The organism is Mangrovicella endophytica (assembly GCF_002893625.1).
Lineage (GTDB): Bacteria > Pseudomonadota > Alphaproteobacteria > Rhizobiales > Rhizobiaceae > Mangrovicella > Mangrovicella endophytica.
Genome location: NZ_PKMZ01000010.1, coordinates 1 through 17645 on the forward strand (window position 1 = coordinate 1; position 17645 = coordinate 17645).

The 17645-nt window shown below is 66.9% G+C and carries 16 protein-coding genes and 1 pseudogene; 8 read left to right on the forward strand and 9 right to left on the reverse strand.

Features of this window, described 5'->3' with window-relative positions:
* Positions 1–1348: pseudogene (locus C0R46_RS20835) on the reverse strand (hypothetical protein); the annotation flags it as partial.
* Positions 1349–1830: 482 nt separating this feature from the next.
* Between C0R46_RS20835 and C0R46_RS16945 the strand changes: the two are divergent.
* Genes C0R46_RS16945 through C0R46_RS16975 form a run of 7 tightly spaced genes read left to right on the forward strand, consistent with a single transcriptional unit; the run spans position 1831 to position 9706 of the window.
* Positions 1831–2925 carry a transporter substrate-binding protein gene (locus tag C0R46_RS16945; RefSeq protein WP_102960855.1) on the forward strand — a complete coding sequence of 365 codons (1095 nt, stop codon included), beginning with the start codon at positions 1831–1833 and terminating at the stop codon, positions 2923–2925.
* On the forward strand, positions 2922–3527 hold the full coding sequence (locus tag C0R46_RS16950) for an ANTAR domain-containing response regulator (RefSeq protein WP_102960856.1): 606 nt from the start codon (positions 2922–2924) through the stop codon (positions 3525–3527). The genes C0R46_RS16945 and C0R46_RS16950 overlap by 4 nt, the downstream gene beginning before the upstream one ends.
* Positions 3505–4416: an ABC transporter permease gene (locus C0R46_RS16955; protein ID WP_102960857.1), complete on the forward strand. Its 912-nt coding sequence runs from the start codon at positions 3505–3507 to the stop codon at positions 4414–4416. The genes C0R46_RS16950 and C0R46_RS16955 overlap by 23 nt, the downstream gene beginning before the upstream one ends.
* Positions 4416–5336: an ABC transporter permease gene (locus C0R46_RS16960; protein WP_102960858.1), complete on the forward strand. Its 921-nt coding sequence runs from the start codon at positions 4416–4418 to the stop codon at positions 5334–5336. Before C0R46_RS16955 ends, C0R46_RS16960 begins: the two co-directional genes overlap by 1 nt.
* A gap of 35 nt (positions 5337–5371) precedes the next feature.
* On the forward strand, positions 5372–6976 hold the full coding sequence (locus C0R46_RS16965) for an ABC transporter substrate-binding protein (RefSeq protein ID WP_425349900.1): 1605 nt from the start codon (positions 5372–5374) through the stop codon (positions 6974–6976).
* A gap of 1 nt (position 6977) precedes the next feature.
* Positions 6978–7922: an acetamidase/formamidase family protein gene (locus C0R46_RS16970; RefSeq protein ID WP_102960860.1), complete on the forward strand. Its 945-nt coding sequence runs from the start codon at positions 6978–6980 to the stop codon at positions 7920–7922.
* Positions 7922–9706: an ABC transporter ATP-binding protein gene (locus C0R46_RS16975; RefSeq protein WP_102960861.1), complete on the forward strand. Its 1785-nt coding sequence runs from the start codon at positions 7922–7924 to the stop codon at positions 9704–9706. The genes C0R46_RS16970 and C0R46_RS16975 overlap by 1 nt, the downstream gene beginning before the upstream one ends.
* A 33-nt stretch (positions 9707–9739) precedes the next feature.
* Here the strand turns inward: C0R46_RS16975 and C0R46_RS16980 are convergent, their stop codons facing one another.
* From C0R46_RS16980 to C0R46_RS20995, 7 genes are all read right to left on the reverse strand, one after another.
* Positions 9740–11887 (reverse strand): M48 family metallopeptidase, encoded by a 2148-nt coding sequence (locus C0R46_RS16980; RefSeq protein ID WP_102960862.1) that lies wholly within the window; start codon positions 11885–11887, stop codon positions 9740–9742.
* A 134-nt stretch (positions 11888–12021) separates the two neighbouring features.
* Complete coding sequence (locus C0R46_RS16985) at positions 12022–12678, reverse strand: undecaprenyl-diphosphatase (RefSeq protein ID WP_102960863.1); 657 nt, start codon at positions 12676–12678, stop codon at positions 12022–12024.
* 104 nt (positions 12679–12782) lie between these two features.
* The gene (locus C0R46_RS16990; RefSeq protein ID WP_102960864.1) at positions 12783–13223 is read right to left on the reverse strand and encodes a hypothetical protein; all 441 of its coding nucleotides are present in this window, start codon (positions 13221–13223) and stop codon (positions 12783–12785) included.
* Positions 13224–13234: 11 nt separating this feature from the next.
* A complete protein-coding gene (locus C0R46_RS16995; protein ID WP_102960973.1) occupies positions 13235–14104 on the reverse strand; it encodes a TIGR02587 family membrane protein in 870 nt (289 codons plus the stop codon).
* Positions 14105–14168: 64 nt separating this feature from the next.
* Entirely contained in the window at positions 14169–15314 is a 1146-nt protein-coding gene (locus tag C0R46_RS17000) for an AI-2E family transporter (protein WP_102960865.1), read from the reverse strand.
* 232 nt (positions 15315–15546) lie between these two features.
* Positions 15547–16161: a cysteine hydrolase family protein gene (locus tag C0R46_RS17005; RefSeq protein ID WP_102960866.1), complete on the reverse strand. Its 615-nt coding sequence runs from the start codon at positions 16159–16161 to the stop codon at positions 15547–15549.
* A gap of 63 nt (positions 16162–16224) precedes the next feature.
* Positions 16225–16398: a hypothetical protein gene (locus tag C0R46_RS20995; RefSeq protein WP_198598389.1), complete on the reverse strand. Its 174-nt coding sequence runs from the start codon at positions 16396–16398 to the stop codon at positions 16225–16227.
* A gap of 229 nt (positions 16399–16627) precedes the next feature.
* Here C0R46_RS20995 and C0R46_RS20645 point away from each other — a divergent pair, with 229 nt between their 5' ends.
* Complete coding sequence (locus C0R46_RS20645; RefSeq protein WP_114348478.1) at positions 16628–16786, forward strand: DUF3563 family protein; 159 nt, start codon at positions 16628–16630, stop codon at positions 16784–16786.
* A gap of 108 nt (positions 16787–16894) precedes the next feature.
* On the opposite strand, the gene C0R46_RS17010 is transcribed toward C0R46_RS20645, so the two are convergent.
* Positions 16895–17635 carry a FadR/GntR family transcriptional regulator gene (locus C0R46_RS17010; RefSeq protein WP_102960867.1) on the reverse strand — a complete coding sequence of 247 codons (741 nt, stop codon included), beginning with the start codon at positions 17633–17635 and terminating at the stop codon, positions 16895–16897.
* Positions 17636–17645 lie beyond the last annotated feature (10 nt).

The window sequence follows — 17645 nt, forward strand, 5'->3', positions numbered from 1 at the left end:
GCGTGCCGCCACCGCTGGTCGGGTCAGTCGGCGTGCCGCCACCGCTGGTCGGATCGGTAGGCGTACCGCCGCCGCTGGTCGGGTCGGTGGGCGTGCCGCCGCCGCTCACCGGGTCGGAAGGGGTGCCGCCGCCGCTGGTGGGGTCAGAGGGCGTGCCGCCGCCGCTGGTCGGGTCGGTGGGCGTGCCGCCGCCGCTCACCGGGTCGGAAGGGGTGCCGCCGCCGCTGGTCGGGTCAGAGGGCGTGCCGCCGCCGCTGGTGGGATCGGTAGAGGTGCCGCCGCCGCTGGTGGGATCGGTGGGATTGCCGCCGCCGCTCGTGGGGTCAGAGGGATTGCCGCCGCCGCTGGTCGGATCAGTCGGCGTACCGCCGCCGCTGGTCGGATCGGTAGGGTTGCCGCCGCCGCTGGTCGGATCAGACGGATTGCCGCCGCCGCTGACGGGATCGGACGGCGTGCCGCCACCGCTCGTGGGGTCAGAGGGGTTGCCGCCGCCGCTGGTCGGGTCAGTGGGTGTGCCACCGCCGCTCACCGGATCAGAAGGTGTGCCGCCGCCGCTGACGGGATCGGAGGGGTTGCCGCCGCCGCTGGTGGGATCGGTGGGCGTGCCGCCGCCGCTTGTCGGATCGGTGGGGTTGCCGCCGCCGCTCGTGGGGTCAGAGGGTGTGCCGCCGCTCACCGGGTCTGTAGGCGTGCCGCCGCCGCTCACGGGATCGGAGGGGTTGCCGCCGCCGCTCACCGGGTCGCTAGGCGTGCCGCCGCCGCTGGTCGGATCGGAGGGGTTGCCGCCACCGCTCACGGGATCGGACGGATTGCCGCCGCCGCTGGTCGGGTCAGTCGGCGTACCGCCGCCACTAGTCGGATCGGTCGGTGTATCGCCGCCGGCTGGTTCGCCTTCCTCGGCGGGCGTCTGCAGCGATCGCGCAAACAGGCCACCACCCATCGCCGCAGCGCCAGGCTGAACGCCGGCGGTCGATGTCATCGAAGCCGTCGCAGCGCCGGCGATCGCTTCGCCCTCCACAAACCCTGCAGCCGGGCCTGCGGACGCCCCCACCGAGGCCGGTCCAGCCGATCGCGCGATCGAAGGGCCGGATCCAGCATCGCCAACAGACTGGGCTGGATCGTCCTGGAAGCTCATGCCGTCCGGCGCGGCGCTGCTCAGGATGCGCGCGACATCGTCGTTGCGAACCTGCGGCGCGCTTTGGTTCAACTGAGGTGCGTCGATGCCCTGTGCGGCATATGATCCATTCAGATTAACGCCGTTAACCGTGCTGGTGCTGTCGAAACCGTCGATCGCTTCATAGATCTTGGTTTCGAGAACTGTTTCCCCGTTGAGCGGCTGGTTTTCCATTTTTTCGCCTCCATTATTGCGAGGCAGGTTAGGCTTTTTGGTTTGACGCTGTATTAAGGCGAAGATGAAAAAGGCCCGCTAACGCAATTGTGTTGGCTAGTGCAGCAAGGTAATCAGGATTGTTTCTTGTAAGGATAGCTTATATATTCGTATTCTCTGCCGTGACATGTTCGAAGAACGCAAAATAAACCGCAGATGATGCAGGTTTAAGCGAGCCTTAAGGATGATGAAACCCTCGCGGTGATGCTGCTTCGCTCGCCTGTCCGCGCCTCGGCCACCATTTCCGGACGCGGCGGTCCCGCTGTTCCTGCCTACTAATACGGCATGTGCAGATCATCATCATTCTGCTTGACAGCCTCGGATGCGGCAGCCAAGCTGACGGAAATACCGGCCATGGACGCCGGGTGGCATTCGCGCCTCGCTGATCCCGCATCGCATCCCGATGTCGCGGATCGCGGGGCTTTTTGCATTTTGGAGCCAGCGTGAAGCGTCAGGTCGCAATCGGCGTTCTTTATTCGCGGTCCGGCAGCTATCAGCTGCTGGGCGAGGCGAGCCGATGCGGTGCGCTCGGCGGCATCGCCGCCGTCAATGCGGATGCCGCGCGGTCCATCACCTTCGTTCCGGTCGAACACGATCCTGCCGGCCGGATCGAGGCCTATGCGCCGCTCTGTACCGATATGCTGACGCAGACATCGGCGCGTCACGTCATCGGCTGCATCACCTCGTGGAGCCGTAAGGAAATCATCCCGGTCCTGGAGAAGCACGGCGGCCTGCTCTGGTATGCCGCCCCCTACGAGGGATTCGAAGCCAACGACCACGTCATCTACATGAACGCCGCGCCGAACCAGCATCTCGTGCCGCTGGTCGCTCATGTCACGGCACGCTACGGGCGCAACGCCTTCCTGCTCGGCTCCAACTACATCTGGGGCTGGGAGATGAACCGCATCGCACGCGACCTCGTCGCCGATGCCGGCGGGGAGGTGCGGGGTGAGCGTTACCTGCCGCTCGGCGATACCGACGTCTCTCGCCTCATCGAGGAAATCCGCGCCACCCTTCCGGACTTCGTCCTGAACAACCTCATCGGGCCGTCCTCCTACGCGCTCTACGAGGCCTATGCCGCCCTCGGTCGGGAGGACGAGCGGTTTGCCGCCGAACTGCGACCGATCGTCTCCTGCAATCTGACGGAGCAGGAGCTGCCCTCCATCGCACCCCATGGCGAGGGTCACCTGTCCTGCTTGCCCTTCATGTGGAACGGTGCGGCCGGCCCGCGATCGAGTTTTGAGGCGGCGGCGCATGCGGCCGTGGTGATGCTTGCGGACGCTATCGAGGCGGCCGGGACGGACGAGCGTGATGCGGTGCGCCAGGTGATGGCGGGCCTTGCCTCCGATACAGTTCTGGGCCGCATCCGCATCGATCCGCGCACGCAGCATGCCGGCCTGCCGGCAAAGATCGGCCGCATCCGCGGGGCGCGTTTCGACATCCTGCAAGAAAGCGACGGAGCGATCGCGCCCGACCCCTACCTGTCGCGCTACGATCCCACGACGAGCATGCGGCCGCCCTTGAGGCTGGTGCGATGACCCGCCGCGCACGCATTCCCAATCTCGGCGGCGCCAAGGCTGTGGTGCTGCACAGGCCGCATCCGGGTACCGAGGCGCTCGGCCGTCATCTCGCCGCGATCGGCCTCGACGTGGTCGAAGCCTGGCCGGAGCTGCCGGCGGCGGCGATCAGCGCCGATTTCCTGTTCTTCGACGTCGATCTCGGCTTCGACGCGCAGTTTCCCTGGGCACCGGGCATGGCGCCGATGCCGCTGATCGCGCTGATCGGCTCCGAGGCGCCCGGTCGCATCGAATGGGCGCTCTCGCAGAAGGCCGACGCCCAGATCGTCAAGCCCGTCGGCAATGCCGGTGTCTATTCGGCGCTGCTGATCGCCCGGCGCGCCTTCGACGAACGGCGGCGCCTGGCGGCCGAGATTGCCGATCTGCAGGGGCGCGTGGCCGAGCGGCAGACGATCGTGCGGGCGGTCATCGCGCTGTCCTCCGGATCGACCGACGAGACCCAGGCCTATGCGCAGCTGCGCGCGCTCGCCATGAGCTGGCAGGTGACGCTGGAAGAGGCGGCGCGGCGCGTGGTCGAACTCAACAACAAGGAGGCCTCGCATGAGCGTCCTCGCCGGGCCTGATGCCACCACCATCGTGCCGCCTTCGGCGCCGGTCGGCGGGGAGGGTGTGCTGCGCCGCCTGTTCCGGCGCAAACTTGCCATCCTCGGCCTCGTCATCATCGCGGCGGTGGTGCTCTCGGCGGTGCTGGCGCCGGAGGTCGCGCCCTTCGATCCGAACGAGCAGTTCTTCGACGGGCTGACGCTGGAGGGCTCTCCGTTGCCGCCGTCCGAGCGCTTCTGGCTCGGCACCGATCTCCTCGGCCGCGATCTCCTGTCGCGCATCCTCTTCGGCGCCCGCAACTCGCTGATCATCGGCGTCGTCGCCAATGGTGCGGCGCTCATCATCGGCACGCTGGTCGGCGTTGTCGCCGGCTACTTCCGCGGGCTGATCGGTGCCGTGCTGATGCGCTTCACCGACCTGATGATGGCTTTCCCGGCGCTGCTGCTCGCCATCTGCCTCGCGGCGGTGCTTCGGCCGAGCCTCTGGATCGTCGCCCTGGTGATCGCGCTGGTGAACTGGGTGCAGGTGGCGCGTGTGGTCTACTCCGAGACGCGCTCGCTTGGCGAACGCGAGTTCGTGGCCGCCGAGAAGACGCTGGGCGCCAGTTCGAGCCGCATCCTCTTCCGCCACATCCTGCCGCACCTGACCTCGACCGTCATAGTCTACGGAACGCTCGGCATCTCGACCACCGTGCTCCTGGAGGCGACGCTCTCCTTCCTCGGCGTCGGCGTGCAGCCGCCGGATGCCTCCTGGGGCAACATCATCTTCGAGAACCAGACCTACTTCCAAGCGGCGCCCTGGCTGGTCTTCTTTCCCGGCGCGGCAATCCTCCTGCTGGCCCTCGCGTTCAATCTCGTCGGCGACGGTTTGCGCGATGCGCTCGATCCGACCGAGGAGGGGCGGCACTGATGGCGACCTATCTCTTCCGCCGGCTCGTCCAGGCCGTGCTGATCCTCCTCGGCGTCAGCCTCGTCACCTTCGTGCTGCTCTATCTCCTGCCCGCCGATCCGGCGCGGCAGATCGCCGGGCGCACCGCCTCGGCGGCGCAAGTCGCCAGCATCCGTGCGCAGCTCGGGCTCGATCAGCCCTTCTTCGTCCAGTACGGGCGCTATCTCGCCAGCCTCGTCCAGGGCGATCTCGGCCGGTCCTACCTGCAGCGGTCGCAGGTGTCGGATCTCATCGCTTCGCGCCTGCCGGCAAGCCTGCTCCTGATGGTGGCGGCGATCGCCTGCGAACTCCTCATCGGCCTCACCATGGGCGTCGCCGCAGCGGTGCGGCGCGGTCGGGCAAGCGACCATGTCCTGATGGTCGGCTCCTTCGTCACCGTCTCGGCCCCGCAGTTCGTGGTCGGCCTGCTGCTGCTCTACGTCTTCGCCGTCAAGCTCGGCTGGTTCCCGATCGGCGGCTACGGCACGGCTTCGCATCTCGTCCTGCCGGCGCTGACGCTCGGCATTCTGGGCGCCGGCTGGTACTCGCGCATGATGCGCTCCTCGATGGTGGACGTGCTGCGCCAGGACTATATCCGCACCGCCCGCGCCAAGGGCCTGCGGCGCTGGACCATCCTCGCCCGGCACGCGCTGCCGAACGCCATCCTGCCGGTGATCGCAATGATCGGCATCGATATCGGCCTGTTCATGAGCGGCATCGTGGTGGTCGAGAGCGTCTTCGGCTGGCCGGGCATCGGGCAGCTCGCCTGGCAGGCAATCCAGCGCGTCGACCTGCCGATCATCATGGGCGTCACCCTTGTCTCGGCCGTGGCGATCGTCCTCGGCAACCTTCTCGCCGACCTCGTCGCGCCCTTCGTCGATCCCCGCATCAAGCTCCAGTAACGGAAACCAAAAGGACATCTCGCATGACGTCTCTCCTGAAGCGCAGCGTCGCCGCACTTGCCTTGTCCGCCGCGGTGCTGGCGACCCCGACGATCGCTGCGGCGCAGTCCGGCGGCTCGATCACCGTGACCTATAAGGACGACATCGCCACGCTCGATCCGGCGATCGGCTACGACTGGCAGAACTTCTCGATGATCAAGGCGATCTTCGACGGGCTGATGGACTACGAACCGGGTACCGCCAAGCTGCGGCCGGGCCTCGCCGAATCTTACGAGATCTCGCCTGACGGCAAGGTCTTTACCTTCAAGCTGCGCGACGGCGTCAAGTTCCACAATGGCCGCGCCATGACGGCCGAGGACGTCAAGTACTCTTTCGAGCGCACGGTCGATCCGAAGACGCAGTCACCCGGCGCCGGCTTCCTCGGCTCGATTGAGGGCTTCGAGGCGATGCAGGGCGGCACGGCCACGGAGCTCAGCGGCGTCAAGATCGTCGATCCGAAGACCGTGCAGGTGACGTTGTCACGCCCGGACGCGACCTTCCTCTCGGTCATGGCGCTGAACTTCTCCTTCATCGTGCCCAAGGAAGAGGTCGAGAAATACGGCGCCGACTTCGGCCGCCACCCCGTCGGCACCGGCGCTTTCAAGCTCGCCGACTGGACCCTCGGCCAGAAGCTGACGCTGCAGAAGAACCCTGACTACTACCGCGAGGGCGCGCCGAAGCTCGACGAGATCAATTTCGAGATCGGCCAGGAGCCGGTGGTCTCGCTCTTGCGCGTGCAGAACGGCGAAGTGGACGTGCCCGGCGACGGCATCCCGCCGGCGAAGTTCCGCGAGGTGATGGGCAATCCGGACCAGGCGGCCCACGTCGTCCAGGGCGTGCAACTCCACACCGGCTACATCACCATGAACACCAAGGCGGCGCCCTTCGATAATCTGAAGGTGCGGCAGGCCGTCAACATGGCGATCAACAAGGAGCGCATCGTCCAGATCATCAACGGTCGCGCCACGCCGGCGAACCAGCCGCTGCCGCCGACGATGCCGGGCTACGTCGAGAATTTCGAGGGCTACAAATACGACGTCGAGGGCGCCAAGAAGCTCCTCGCCGAGGCCGGTCATCCCGACGGCTTCGAGACCGAGCTGTTCGTCGCGAATGTCGATCCGCAGCCTCGCATCGCTCAGGCGATCCAGCAGGATCTTGCCGCGGTCGGCATCAAGGCGTCGCTCCAGAACCTGGCGCAGGCCAACGTCATCGCCGCCGGCGGCTCGGCCGAAGGCGCGCCGATGATCTGGTCGGGCGGCATGGCCTGGATCGCCGACTTCCCGGATCCGTCGAACTTCTACGGTCCGATCCTCGGCTGCTCGGGCGCGGCCGAAGGCGGCTGGAACTGGGCCAAGTACTGCAATGAGGAGCTCGACAAAAAGGCCGCCGAGGCCGACGCGATCGTCGATCCCGCCAAGGCCGCCGAGCGCGCGGCTGCCTGGGGCGAGGTCTACAAGGGCGTCATGGCCGACGCACCCTGGGTGCCGGTGTTCAACGAGAAGCGCTACACCATGCGCTCCGAGCGCATGGGCGGCGACGATGCGCTGTACATCGATCCCGTCAACACGCCGATGAACTACAAGTACGTCGAGACGAAGTAAGATGTGCAAAGCCTGCGACTACACGATCCACGGCCATCAGCATCACTTCGGCTGGGATAACAGTCTTGAACCGGCCCTCCGCGTGGCGCCGGGCGCGACGATCGAGTTCGAGTGCCGGGACTCCTCGGCCGGGCAGCTGACGCCGGACTCGACGGTCGAGGACGTCAGGACGCTCGATTTCTCGAAGATCAACCCCGTGTCGGGTCCGATCTTCGTCGAGGGCGCCGAGCCCGGAGACGCGCTGAAGGTCACGATCGAGGGGTTCAAACCGTCCGGCTTCGGCTGGACGGCGAACATTCCCGGCTTCGGCCTCCTCGCCGACCAGTTCACCGAGGCGGCGCTGACGGTCTGGAAATATGATCCGCAGAGCCTCGAGCCGGCGGCCTTCGGGCCGCATGCCAAAGTGCCGCTAAAGCCCTTCGCGGGGACGATCGGCAACGCCATGGCCGAGCCCGGGCACCACACGGTGGTGCCGCCACGTCGCGTCGGCGGAAACCTCGATATCCGCGATCTTTCGGCCGGGACGACGCTCTACCTGCCCGTTGAGGTCGCCGGCGCGCTGTTCTCCGTCGGCGACACGCATGCCGCGCAGGGCGACGGCGAGGTCTGTGGCACGGCGATCGAAAGCCCGATGAATGCGGTGCTGACGCTCGACCTGGTGAAGGGCGCGAACCTCGCCATGCCGCGCTTCACGACGCCGGGGCCGGTGACGCGCCATCTCGACGCCAAGGGCTACGAGGTGACGACGGGCGTCGGGCCCGATCTCATGACCGGCGCCAGGCAGGCGGTCGCCGACATGGTCGAGCTTCTCGCCGGACGCTACAACCTCAATCCGGTCGACGCCTATATGCTCGTCTCGACCTGCGGCGATCTGCGCATCTCCGAGATCGTCGACATGCCGAACTGGGTGGTGTCCTTCTACTTCCCGCGTGTCGTGTTCGAGTGATGTCGGCACTTAGGCAGACAGAGGCGGTCGGCGCGGGTGCGCCGGCTTCCACCCCGGTCCTCACCGTCGAAGGCCTGACCATCACGGTCGGCGAGGGCGCGCATCGCCGCCCGCTCGTCGAGGACCTGTCCTTCACGCTTCAGCGCGGCGAGACGCTGTGCATCGCCGGCGAGTCCGGCTCCGGCAAGTCGCTGACTTCGCTCGCCATCATGGGTCTCCTGCCGAAGCCCGGGCCGAGGGTCGAACGCGGCTCGATCCGCCTCGGCGACGCCGATCTGGTGGCGCTCGGCGAGCGCGAGATGCGGCGTGTGCGCGGCGACCGTATCGCCATGATCTTCCAGGAGCCGATGACCTCGCTGAACCCGGTGCTCACCGTCGGGCGCCAGCTCACCGAGGCGATCGAGGCGCATCGCGACGTCGGCGCTGCCGAGGCGCGGCGGCTGGCGCTGGAATCGCTCGAGGCTGTCCGCATCCCCGAGGCCGCACGTCGCATGCGGCAATATCCGCACGAACTCTCCGGCGGCATGCGCCAGCGCGTGATGATCGCGATGGCGCTGGCGCTGGAGCCGGACGTCCTCATCGCCGACGAGCCGACGACGGCGCTCGATGTGACCATCCAAGCGCAGGTGCTGGGCATCCTGAAGGAGATCCAGGCGACCCGCGGCACCGCCGTCATCCTAATCACCCACGATATGGGCGTCGTCGCCGAGGTCGCCGACCGGGTCGTCGTGATGCGCCAGGGCAGGGCGGTGGAAAGCGGCGCCGTCGCGCCGCTCTTCGAGGCGCCGCAGCAAGATTATACCCGCGCGCTTCTCGCCGCCGTGCCGCGCATGGGCGCCGGTGCTGCCGCCGGCGAGGGGACGCGCGCGAACCAGCCGGTCGCCGAGATCCGCGACCTCACCGTCCGCTTTCCGCTGAAGGGCGGTCTCCTCGGCCGAACCGTAGCCGAGGTGCATGCCGTCGCCGGCGTTTCCTTCGACATTCCGGCGCGCCAGACGCTGAGCCTCGTCGGCGAATCCGGCTGCGGCAAGTCGACGACGGCGAAGGCAATCGCGGGCCTCGTCACCTATGGCGGGCACCTCTCCGTGGACGGCCGCGCAGCGCAGAGCCTCAGTACCACCGACCGCAAGGCGCTGCGCCGCGACGTGCAGATGATCTTCCAGGATCCGTTCGCCTCGCTCGATCCGCGCATGCGGGTGGGCGACCTCGTGGCCGAGCCGCTGGTAATCCACGGCATCGGCACGCCCAAGGAGCGGCGCGAGCGTGTGGCGGCTCTGTTCGAGCGCGTCGGTCTGGAAGCCGATGCGATGCGGCGCTATCCGCACCAGTTCTCCGGCGGCCAGCGCCAACGCATCTGCATTGCGCGGGCGCTCGCCCTCAGGCCGAAGCTCATCATCGCCGACGAGAGCGTCTCGGCGCTGGACGTCTCCGTGCAGAAGCGCGTGCTCGAGCTCCTGAAGGAGCTGCAGGACGAGTTCGGCATCGCCTATCTCTTCATCAGCCACGACATGGCGGTGGTGGAGAACATCTCCGACCGCGTCGCCGTCATGTATCTCGGGCAGATCGTCGAGATGGGAACGCGGGCGCAGGTTTTCGGCGCTCCGCGCCATTCCTATACGCGGCGGCTGATCGAGGCGGTGCCGGTGCCCGACCCCGCCCGTCGGCGCGCCGCGTTCCCGCGGCTCGTCGGCGACATTCCGAGCGCCGTGCGCAAGCCGAATGATCCGCCGCAGCGTCTCGTCCTCACCGATGTCGGCGAGGGGCACCTCGTGGCGGCGGAGTAGCCGCCGACCGGCAGTGACGCTGGCCGACGAGCCTTATGCCGCCGTCTGGAGGCTGGCGCGCGCATAGGCGGCGCGCAGATGCCGGTCGACCAGCTCGGCGAAGGCGTCCGGCTTCATGCCTTTCACCCCGAGAAAGCCCAGTGTGACGAGGCGCTTCTTGCGCTGGATCTTGCTGTAGAGCGCTACGCGCGACTTGGCCGGAATGGCTGTGCCCTCCTTCAGAAGAAGCTGCAGGGCGAAGCGGTTCGACGCATAGACCTTGAAGTCGCTGATGCTGGTCCAGGCGATCGGCTCGGTCAGGACGCGCGACTTTAGATGCGTCGGCGTCAGCACGAGCACCGGCGTCTGCATGCTGCGGTGGACGTACCAGGCATAGCCTGCCGCCAGGAGTGCGATGAGGCTGGTCACGCACAGGATGATGGTGGTCGCAGAGGGGTCGTGGGCGATACCGAGCCCTGCAGCGAAGGCGATAGACGCGACCGCAAAGCCGCCCATCAGCACGGCGAGGATGCCCATGGTCCAGATCATCGGCTTGCCGTTGTCGTAGATGGCGGTCTCGCCTTCCGGCATCAGCGCCGCGTCGGCTTCGAGCTGCGCTTGGCGGGCGGCTCCCACGTGGCGGGCGCGGTCGAGGAAGTCGGCGCTGAGCGTGGCGCAGAGCTGCGGCCACTTGCGGAAGAGCAGCCCGGGCAGGGCCGCATCGTTGGCGTCCGGCACACGGGATGCGCGGCGCAGCAGCGTCTCGTCGACGGTAACACTCAGCGCGGCGATGCGCTGCCTCGTCGGTGGGTGGCTGTCGGTCGGGTGCGGCTGGCGCTCTTCGAGATGCTCGGCCGGATCGGGCACGCCCTCGCGCCCGGCTTCCGCGCAGATCGCGGCAATGAGATCCGGCGGCGCCGCGCCCGGTGCCTGATAGGCGCGCATGAGGACTCGGTCGATGACGGCGCTGACCGCGGCGCTGCGCAGGAGAGCCGAAGCCGCACCCTCAGGGCCGCTTACCATGCTGCCGAGCCGGTCTGCCTCGAACTCGCGCAGGCGGCTCCAGTGCCCGACCGAGTTGTCGAATGTCTTGAGCGCCTGGAAGCCGAGCGTTGCCGCGGGGCGCAGCATCAGCCCGGCCGCCTCGCCGTTCTGGAGCGCACCGATGGCGCGCCAGAGACCGGCATGGATCGGCGCGAAGCGTGTGCTGTAGGCGGTGTCTTCGCCGGCGAAGTGCGCCAGTTCATGGCCGAGGATCGCCGTCACCTCCGGCGCGCTGAGAAGGCCGAGATAGGGTGCCGGCATGTAGAGCGTACGGCCGGACAGAACCCGCTGTTCCGGCCAGATGCGCACTGGTGCCTCGGTGACGAAGAAGCCCTCGGTGAGGCCGATCACGACGGCCTCCGGCATCAGCGCGCCCTGACGCTCCGCGAGCTCGCGCACCGCGCGCCAGAACTCGGGCGCCTCGGCTTCCGTCACCGCCCTGCCTTCGACGTCGATCGGCTCGGGCGTATAGAGTGCGAAAACCTGCCGCAGGCCCTTGATGGCCAGGATGGCGCCGTAGAGCGCCGTTGCCGCGAGCAGCAGCCCGGCCAAAGCCAGCTTCACCTCGCCGCCGGAGACACTGTCCTGGAACCAAAGGCCGCCGACCTCGAAGAGCGTCGCGCTGATGGCACAGACGGCCAAACCGAGGATGACGGCACTGAGCGAGAAGGGCAGGATGGCGCGCAGGCGCGCGAAGCTTCGCACCATCTGCTCGCGCGAGCGGCGCGCCCGAAGCCCGGCGATCGCCGCCGCCAGCAGGCCGAGCAGCCCGCCCACGAGCGCGAGCACGGCTCCGCCGACAGTGCCAAAACCAAGCGGCCAACGCAGCTCGGAGACTAATGCGGCCTGGTCCACATAGGCGACCGACTTCTCGATCTCTGCCACCGCCAGCATGGCGGCGAGCGCCGGCGCGCCTTCCCCCTGGAAGTTGATCGTGGCGAAGGGATCCTCGTCGGCAATCTTCTTCACCTCGGCCAGCATCGGCGGCAGATCGGCCTGGGCGTTGCGGTATGTCTCGAGCGTTTGCGCGCCCCTGTCGATCTGCCACAGGCCGAGCGCGATGAGGCAGATCGGCAGCACCACGATCCAGCCGGTCAAGGCGATGCGCGACGCGAAACTGGGTGAACGTTCGGTCAGCTGCTGCAGAACACTGGCCAAGAACCGGACTCCCGTTGCCGACGCAGACGGGATCAGACGACGGCGCCCCGGGAGCTTCGTCGAAGGATCGAGGCCGAATACGTCTCCTTACCCGAGGTCGGTTAGCCGATCGATGTAACGATTGTCCATGATGATCACGCGTTCCGTGATCGAGGGGCGCGGACGCTTGCCATTCTCGCTGTGCTCTGGCTCCAGGAGCGCGCCAGGGCGATCAGCTTGGAAAGCGGCTGCAGAACGAGGAAAGCATAAGCCGCATCTGCCAAGGCCAGGACCATGCCGGCGAAGCGACGCATGAGCGCGAAGGCGACGGCCGCCGCCAACGGCCCGACCATGGCGGCGCCGGCGACGTCGAGCGGGAAGTGGATGCCGAGATAGATCCGCGCCCATCCGACGATAACGCCGACGACAGCGAAGACGGCGGCGTAGCGCCAGTGCCGCAGCAACGCGAGCATGGCGGCATAGGTGAAGACCACCAGCGCGTGGTTGCTGGGGAAGGAGGCGCTCGGCCGATGCTCGATCAGCTGGTGCCCGAGCGGGATCTGAAACGGCCGCTCCGTTGGCATGAGCTGGCCGATAAGGCCGCTTACGGTGATCGCGACCACCAGCGCGAGGAGCAGCGCCAGCGCCTGGCGCCGCACCGATCGGTCGCCGAGGATCCAAAGCATCGCGAGATGCACGAGAACGATGAAGAAGAGGTACTTGGCGGCGAGATAGGCCAGCGTCGCCGTGACACCCCAATCGGTGCTCGACGCGTTGATCAGCTCGAAGAGCTGGCGATCGAATGCGTTCATCGGGATCTCCCTCGAAGCCGCCGAGGGTGCGCCCGCATGGTTTACAACATGCTAAGATCGAAGGGTTTTTCGCCCTTCGATGACGTCCGTGTGACAGATTTATGTCAGGGCTCGCGATACGCTACGGGTCGGATCGTGACAGTGTCGGTGGCGGTCTCGGCCGGGAAGATCATCGTGCCCACGGCCTCCGAATGCGCGGGTACGTAGTCGAAGGTAACGTGGGCCATCACGGTCCGTTCGCCGCCAACCTGCGCCGCGGCGCTTCCCACGACCTCGACGCCGGCGGCCGTCGCATCGCCCCCATTGACGACCCGGAAGTGCACCTGCGTTCCCGATGGCGACGGCGCCCTGCCGTCGATGACAACCGAAAGCACGGGCTGTGTTCCCGACGCGTTGATCGCCTCGTACAGCGTGAAGCCGATCATGCCGAAGACGAGGAAGACGGAGGTCCAACCGACGACCCATTCGACGGTCGGCGGCCGTCTTATAGTGGGTGCGACGTCTCGAACCTTGCCGCTGCTGATCCGTCTGAGCAAACCAAACATTGGTACGATCCTCAGAGAACGAGCCGGGCCGAAGCCGCGCCGACCGCGCAAGGCAGGCCGAGGACGATCGCCGTCATCAGCGTCTGCGTCAGGCTCACCCCGTCGGTGCGCCCGAAGACCCAGAGAACGAAGAGGCTGATCAGCAGCGCCAGGACATAGCCGGGAATCGTCAGTCGCAGGAGCGGGCTCCACCACGGGCCCTCCGGCTCCAGCGGATGACCGCCGCTGAACTCCACGGCGTAGACGAAGCCGTGCATGATCAGGATCGAAGCCGCGATCATCGCGAGAATATGGACCTGCGTCATCATGTAGGAGATCAGGATCATCTCCTCGGTCGGCGCGACGTTCAGCCCGAGATAGAGGGCGCCGATCGCCATGACCGCGAACTCGCCGGCGACGCCCGGCAACGTCCCCTGGTTCCTGGGCCGATCGTCACCGGCCTTACCTTCGCCGAACTGGCTGCGGGCCAGCAGCGCGCCGATGCTGGCCGGAACGGACTGGATCGCCACCTTGCCGATGACTTCGTCGAGGGTCATGCCCGCCTTGATCACCCCGAACATCACGAGGATGATCAGGCTCGCCACCATGCCGATCGCATAGGCCACCATCGCATCGCGGATCACGGCGCGCCATTTCCAGTTCGGCTCGAAGCCGGCCTCGATCGCCAGCAGCAGAAGGAAGGGCAGGTTCAGGATCAGAAGCAGGAACAGACGCCAGCGGTCGATGTAGAGGCCGATCCACCACATCTCCATGGTCATCAGCATCGGCAGGGCGAAGAGCAGCGCACCACCGAAGGCGCGGCCGATGCCGACCAGGAACTCCCGCCGCTCGGCGCTGGGCGACGGTCTACGCAGAGAAGAGGTCAGACGCGTGTCGATCATCGGCATCCAGGATCGTCAGTCCGGCAGATGATGCTCCGAATGTTTCAACCAAATGTGAGCGGCACTATAGCGTCTGGCGAAGGTCGAGAGGCGCAGGCTGCTCAACAAGGGGCTCGGTCACTTTCAGCTCGCGCATCCATTCGCGCCAGATCGCGACGATCAGAGCCATCAGCACAGGGCCGATGAAGAGGCCGAGCAGGCCCATCGTCTTCACTCCGCCTACGAGGCCGAAGAAGGTCGGCAGGAACGGCAGCTTGATCGGGCCACCAACAAGGCGCGGACGCAGCGTCTTGTCGACGATGAAGAGCTCCACGGCGCCCCAGGTGAAGAGGCCGATGCCGGCGAGCGTCGCGCCGCTGCCGACGAGGTAGAGCGACACGCAGGTAAAGGCGAGCGGCGCACCGCCCGGGACCAGCGCCATGATGCCGGTGAGGACCCCCAGCGTGACCGGCGACGGAACGCCGGCAATCCAATAGGCGACGCCCAGTACGACGCCTTCGCCGATGGCGATGAGACCCATCCCGGTGACGGTGGCGCTGATCGTTTCCGGCACGACGCGGGAGAAGCTTCGCCACTGCAGCGGCAGGATGCGCTCGCCGAGCCGGTCGATCTGCGCGGCAAAGCTGTCGCCGTCGCGATAGACGAAGAACAGCGCGATCAGGAGGAAAAGCAGGCCGAGCAGGAAGTTGAAGGCGCCGCTGCCGGCTGCGAGTGCGATCCTGTAGATGTTGCCGATATTCTCCCCGCTGACGAACTGCACCACTTCCCCAAGCGCGCCCGGCTGGCCGAGCGTCTCGTTCCAGCGCTGCGACAGCCATTCGCCGGCCAGCGGCAGGTCGACGATCCAGCTCGGTGCCGGCTCGCCATGCCGGTTCACCTCGAGCGCCCAGCTGAACCAGAGACGCACCTCCTGAACCGCATAGGAGACGGCAAGCGAGAGCGGGATCACCAGGAAGGCGATGATGATCAACAGTGCCACGGCCGCGGCGAGCGTGCGGCGGCCGCCGAGGACGGAGCGCAGCCGGCGCAGCAGCGGCCAACTGGCAAAGCCGATCACCAGCGCCGCCAGCACCGGCACCAGAAAGCCGTGGAAGAAGTAGACCGCCGCGGCCAGCACCAGCACCAGCAGCCAGCGCGCCGCCGACAGCGGGCGCACGAGCGCGGCGGGAACCGCTGCCGTGCGGCCGAGCAGCACTGGCGGCTCGGCCATCGGGCGTTGGCGTGTGGCTCCTGTCGTCGTGTGCAGATCCATGTCCCGCAGATAAGCCGGTTGCGGCCCTGTGGCCACTGTCAGAGCGCCGGCCGTCACCGGCGACACCCGCCGGACCGTCCGGCGTCTTCCCTATATCAGCAGGAATCCGGCAAGATGCGGTTACCGTACGCAGTTTCTGCGAATAGTTTTGTGACGACTTGGCATCGGGCCTGGTGCCGATGCCCTTGGATCAGCGGCGCCAGTGCTCGATGATCTCGGCGGTTTGGCTGAGGACGATCTGCTGGCTGAAGCGGCTGGCATATACGGTCATCAGCGCGTCGTGGGTCTCGTCGGCAGAGCCGCAGATCGCGTCCTGGGCGATGACGACATGGAAGCCGGCCTCCATCGCCGAGAAGACGGCGGCGAGGACGCAGACATCGGTTTCGGCGCCGGTCACTACCAGCGTCTGCACGTCCCAGTCGCGCAGCGTCTGCAGAAGCGCCGGATTGCGGAAGGGCGTGTAGCCCGGCTTGTCGATGACGATTGCGGGCGGGACGTAGCGCTGCAGCGGCTCGACGAGTTCCAGGAGCTCCGGGTGGATCGCATGCGTGGTGAACTGCCGCCAGCGCTCGAAGTAATCGCGCCAGGCTCCATGAGCCTGCTCCGGCACTTCAGGCGGGATGAACCGGGTAAAGATCGTCCGTTCCGGATGGTGCTCGGCGATCTGGGCGACCACCGGCAGCACTCGCGGCATCCACGGCGTCTGCCACTCCGTCTCCTTGGCGAAGATGTTCTGCATGTCGATGCATAGGTGCGCAGTGTTCCTGCGCAGCAGCGCTTCCGCTGCTCCGTCGGTGGCTTGCATGGATGATTGCCGCTGTGTCGATGGTGGTCCGGCGCGATGCCGAAAGCAAACTCTTAAGCGAGATCAGCCAGTCCCGCCGTCCGCGTCGTCCTGACCCGCATCGGGCAGGGAGCCGGCGCCCGGCGTTGCGTCCTCGTTGGTCAGCTCCGGCTTGGCATGCGGACCTGCCGGATTCTGCTCGGCCGTATTTGACCTCTTCTCCCGTGAAGCATCCTCAGGCGTCTTCTGATCGCTCAACAGTCTTCCTCCTCATGCCTCCCTGCCAACGGGCAAGGCGCGGCCGAGTTGCCTCGGCTCGCCACTCGTTTCCGGTCGTGCGACCGAACGGAGTGATGAATTAGAAGTTAACGCGGGGGTGAAAACGGATGGTCGATCCGGCCGCTGAGCGCATGGGTTCCATGCGCAATGTTGCATTGCAGCATGGCGCGCCGGGGCTTACCTTTCAAGCAACAGAAGGAGAGAAGCCATGGGCCTGACAAGCCGAATTCGCGATGCTGTAAAGCGCCGGCGCGAGTACAATCCGGAACTGGAATACCTCAACGAGGCGACCTCGCTGGTTGATCTGGAGCGTCGTCAGCGCGAGATCGATCAGGGCCGTTTCCGGCGCTCGCGCTACCCCTACTAAGGCTGTGCCGGCGCACCCGGCATAGCTGAACGGCACAGCGGCGACGTTCGTGAACGTGCGTGGCCTTTAGGCCCGCCCAGCAACACGGCACGACGCCCGTTCCGCCATTCAGACACCGTCGGCCCGCAAGGCCCGGCGCGTACGCTCCACGCCGACATCAATGACGTGCAGCATCGCGGCCCGTGTTGCCGCTTCATCGCGCGCTGCAATGGCCTCGACGATGCGCATGTGGTTGGCCGCGCATTCCGCCACCATCTCCTGCCCCGAGGCCGGCGAGCTCAGCTTGAACGAGATCGCCAGAGCGGCCTCGATCAGGCTGGTGATCGAGCGCATGAACGGGTTCTTCGAGACATCCGCAATGGCCAGGTGGAACTCCAGATCCACATTGGCGATGCTGACCCGGTCATGGGCCGGGTCATCGAAGCGCCGCGCGATCGAAAACAGTTTCTCGATATCCTCCGCCGTCGCGTGACGCGCCGCCAGCGCCGCGGCCGCAGGCTCGACCGCGGCCCGCATCTCCGCCAGGTCGATCAGTAGCCCCTCATCGAGGCCGCTCTCGAAGCGCCAGCGCAGGACGTCCCCGTCGAACAGATTCCAGTTTTGTCGCTCCAGGACGCGGGTGCCGACCCGCGCCTTGGGCTGGATGAGGCTCTTGGCGGCCAGCGTCTTCATGGCTTCGCGCAGCACCGTGCGCGAGACGCCGAAACGTGCGCTCAATTCCTCGTCGCCCGGCAGGATCGTGCCTTCCCCGAATTCGCCCGACACGATGCCGCGACCGAGTTGCCCCACAACATGGGCGTGGCTGGTGCGCAGCGGTGCTCCGGTGATGGCGGCTTCGAGTATCCCCATAGACGTGCTT

Excerpts from the sequence above, each read along its gene's own strand:
- C0R46_RS16950 (WP_102960856.1), top strand. The coding sequence starts at position 2,922 with ATGACCCGCCGCGCACGCATTCCCAATCTCGGCGGCGCCAAGGCTGTG.
- C0R46_RS16955 (WP_102960857.1), top strand. The coding sequence starts at position 3,505 with ATGAGCGTCCTCGCCGGGCCTGATGCCACCACCATCGTGCCGCCTTCG.
- C0R46_RS16960 (WP_102960858.1), top strand. The coding sequence starts at position 4,416 with ATGGCGACCTATCTCTTCCGCCGGCTCGTCCAGGCCGTGCTGATCCTC.
- C0R46_RS16970 (WP_102960860.1), top strand. The coding sequence starts at position 6,978 with ATGTGCAAAGCCTGCGACTACACGATCCACGGCCATCAGCATCACTTC.
- C0R46_RS16975 (WP_102960861.1), top strand. The coding sequence starts at position 7,922 with ATGTCGGCACTTAGGCAGACAGAGGCGGTCGGCGCGGGTGCGCCGGCT.
- C0R46_RS16985 (WP_102960863.1), bottom strand. The coding sequence starts at position 12,678 with ATGAACGCATTCGATCGCCAGCTCTTCGAGCTGATCAACGCGTCGAGC.
- C0R46_RS16990 (WP_102960864.1), bottom strand. The coding sequence starts at position 13,223 with ATGTTTGGTTTGCTCAGACGGATCAGCAGCGGCAAGGTTCGAGACGTC.
- C0R46_RS16995 (WP_102960973.1), bottom strand. The coding sequence starts at position 14,104 with ATGATCGACACGCGTCTGACCTCTTCTCTGCGTAGACCGTCGCCCAGC.
- C0R46_RS17000 (WP_102960865.1), bottom strand. The coding sequence starts at position 15,314 with ATGGCCGAGCCGCCAGTGCTGCTCGGCCGCACGGCAGCGGTTCCCGCC.
- C0R46_RS17005 (WP_102960866.1), bottom strand. The coding sequence starts at position 16,161 with ATGCAAGCCACCGACGGAGCAGCGGAAGCGCTGCTGCGCAGGAACACT.
- C0R46_RS20645 (WP_114348478.1), top strand. The coding sequence starts at position 16,628 with ATGGGCCTGACAAGCCGAATTCGCGATGCTGTAAAGCGCCGGCGCGAG.
- C0R46_RS17010 (WP_102960867.1), bottom strand. The coding sequence starts at position 17,635 with ATGGGGATACTCGAAGCCGCCATCACCGGAGCACCGCTGCGCACCAGC.